The 2,521-nt window shown below is 62.2% G+C and carries 4 protein-coding genes; 2 read left to right on the top strand and 2 right to left on the bottom strand.

From position 1 onward, the window contains the following. Both AC1D1Z_RS36245 and AC1D1Z_RS36240 read left to right on the top strand, forming a co-directional pair. A partial coding sequence (locus AC1D1Z_RS36245) for an ATP-binding cassette domain-containing protein (protein ID WP_477853629.1) occupies positions 1-511 on the top strand: 511 nt, incomplete at its 5' end. After that, positions 508-1,362 carry an ABC transporter permease subunit gene (locus AC1D1Z_RS36240; protein WP_018246704.1) on the top strand — a complete coding sequence of 285 codons (855 nt, stop codon included), beginning with the start codon at positions 508-510 and terminating at the stop codon, positions 1,360-1,362. The genes AC1D1Z_RS36245 and AC1D1Z_RS36240, both read left to right, overlap by 4 nt. 24 nt (positions 1,363-1,386) lie before the next feature. Here the strand turns inward: AC1D1Z_RS36240 and AC1D1Z_RS36235 are convergent, their stop codons facing one another. Beyond that, positions 1,387-2,154 carry a gamma-glutamylcyclotransferase gene (locus AC1D1Z_RS36235; RefSeq protein WP_131647025.1) on the bottom strand — a complete coding sequence of 256 codons (768 nt, stop codon included), beginning with the start codon at positions 2,152-2,154 and terminating at the stop codon, positions 1,387-1,389. Positions 2,155-2,157: 3 nt separating this feature from the next. Further along, positions 2,158-2,466: a hypothetical protein gene (locus AC1D1Z_RS36230; RefSeq protein WP_131647026.1), complete on the bottom strand. Its 309-nt coding sequence runs from the start codon at positions 2,464-2,466 to the stop codon at positions 2,158-2,160. Positions 2,467-2,521: the final 55 nt, after the last annotated feature.

The following is a 2,521-nucleotide window of genomic DNA, read 5'->3' as shown; positions in this document are numbered from 1 at the left end:
CGACAATGTCGCGCTCGGTTTGAAATTCGCCGGGGTCAAGCGCAAGGAGCGCGAGGCCCGCGCGCTGGAGCTTCTCCGGCTCGTCGGTCTCGACGAATTCGCCGGCGCTTTTCCCTACGAGCTGTCGGGCGGCATGCGCCAGCGTGTCGGCATCGCGCGTGCTCTGGCGACAAATCCCGACATCCTGCTCATGGACGAGCCGTTCGGCGCGCTCGACAGCCTGACGCGCGAGCAGATGCAGGAACTGCTGGTTTCCATCTGGGATAAAACGGCAAAGAAGATTTTCTTCATCACGCACTCGATCGAAGAGGCCTTGTTCCTGGGCACGCAGGTGCTGGTCATGTCACCGCGACCGGGCCGCGTCGTGGCACGTTTCGATCTCGATTTCGTTCGCCGCTTCGCCGAAACCGGCGACGCCCGGTCGATCAAGGCGTCGCCGCAATTTGCCGAGCTGCGCGAGGAGATCCGCGCCATTCTCCACAGCACCGAAGACCTCAGGAGCGCCGCATGAGCGACATAGTGCAGGCCCCGCCGATTGCGGCGGGCAGAGAGGACCGCCAGGTCAAGCTGGTAAAAATGGCAAGCTTCGGAGCCGGCGAGAAATCGACGGTGGCCATCAGCATTGCCACGGCCCTCGCCATCCTTCTGCTGTGGTGGCTGGTATCGGCGCTCGGTGTCGTCCCACACCTGTTCCTGCCGCGTCCAGACGAGGTGCTGACACAAATCGGCGCCATTTATCGCGACGGCTACGCCGGAGCGTCACTGTCCGAGCATGTTTTTGCGAGCTTGTTCCGCATCGTGGTCGCCGCCCTCATCGCCGTTTCCGCCGGCATCCCGCTCGGGTTGCTCATGGGCCTGAATCGCTGGGCAAAAGGGGTGCTCGACGCGCCGATCGAATTCTACTGGCCGCTTCCGCCACTCTCCTACCTGCCGCTGATGATCATCTGGCTCGGCATTGGGGAGACGTCGAAGATCACGCTGCTGGTGCTTGCGATGTTCGCGCCGATCTGCCTCTCGGCCCAGGCCGGCGTTCGTTCGCTGCCGATCGAGCGCGTCAATGCCGCACGTTCCTTGGGCGCAAGCCGGCTGCAGCTCTTCCTTGATATCGTCCTGCCGTCGGCCCTGCCCGAGATCCTCACCGGTATCCGAATTGCGCTCGGTGTCGGCTGGGGCACGCTGGTCGCGGCCGAATTGATCGCCTCCACGCGCGGGATCGGTTTCATGATCATGTCGGCTTCACAGTTCCTGGCGACCGACGTCGTCTTCGTCGGCATCGGCATCATCGCGATCTGCGCATTCACCTTCTCGGCCGCCATTCGTTTTCTGGAGGCGTTCCTTGTGCCCTGGAAGGGCAAGCTCTGACCAAGTGGCGGCAGGGATGCCTATTCAATGGCTTCCTGCCGCCGCGTTCAGCCCGTGTATGGCGACAAGCTCGGCTGCGACCAGCTTCTGAAGCCGCCATAAATTGCGGTCCCTGATGCCGCGTTCCTCCAGATGCTTCACCGTCAGATACAGATATTCGGCGCAGGAGCCCATGTGTCCGCAGGCTCTCGCAAGCACCTGCGCCACCGTCTCCAGCGGCAATTTGCGGGAAACCCGCTCGCCCTTCGGACCAGCCCAAAAGACCAGCGCACGCACCAGCCCATGCGCGGTCGCGACCGGGATCCAGCGAACCGTCGCAGCGTCTTCGATCGTGCCGACCTCACGGCGGATCAACCGCCTAATCTGGCCAAGGCGATCATCATCGGCAAGCCTGAAGACAATGCCGTTGCAACGTCCACCGCGGTCAAGTGCCATCATCAGGCCCGGCTGTGCTCGCGTTCCCCGCCAGCGGGTCATCTGCAGACAGAAGGAGCGATGCCACCCTCTTGTTGCGCCATGCTGCGATTCGACTGCATCGAAGTCCGGCTTCCATATCAATGATCCATAGGCGAAGATCCAAAGCGGCGCGCCGATAGACTCATCGAGCAGCCGGTTGGCGAGCATCTCCACCTCTGCTTCGGTCAGCGGTGTTCGGTGTGGCTCGGGGCCTACATCGACCGCAGGGCGAAGGCTCAGCGATACGAGCTCGTCCGTTAGAGCCATTCTTGATCCGGTCATCAAAAGTTTGCTTCCCTGGACCGTCACCAGCTTATGCTCCCGCATATCCGTCATGCGTCAGTGCACCGTAAATCTGGCCGCATCGGCCTGGTGCCGCTGCAGGCTGCGTATCAGCATCGCGGCCTCCCTGACGATTGCCGAAAACGTCGCATCATCGGCCTCTGCGATCCTTCCCGTCATCTCGCGGATGATCGTCGTCAAATGAATGATGGAATGGCGATGCTGCGCATCTCCCGATCCTATTTCGGCATCGGCCATGGCGAGCAGCGTCTGCACCAGCCGCTCCATGGTTTGGCGGCGCCTGGTCCTCGGGTCGGCATTCGGATCTTCGCTAAGGCGCAGCAGGTCGGCGACAATGTCGGACATTGCGATTCCACTCACATTGCAAAGGCCGGCGGCATGGAAACGACATGCCTTCGAC

Source organism: Rhizobium sp. P1_E1, from assembly GCF_056406015.1.
This window is presented reverse-complemented; position numbering and strand designations above follow the sequence as displayed.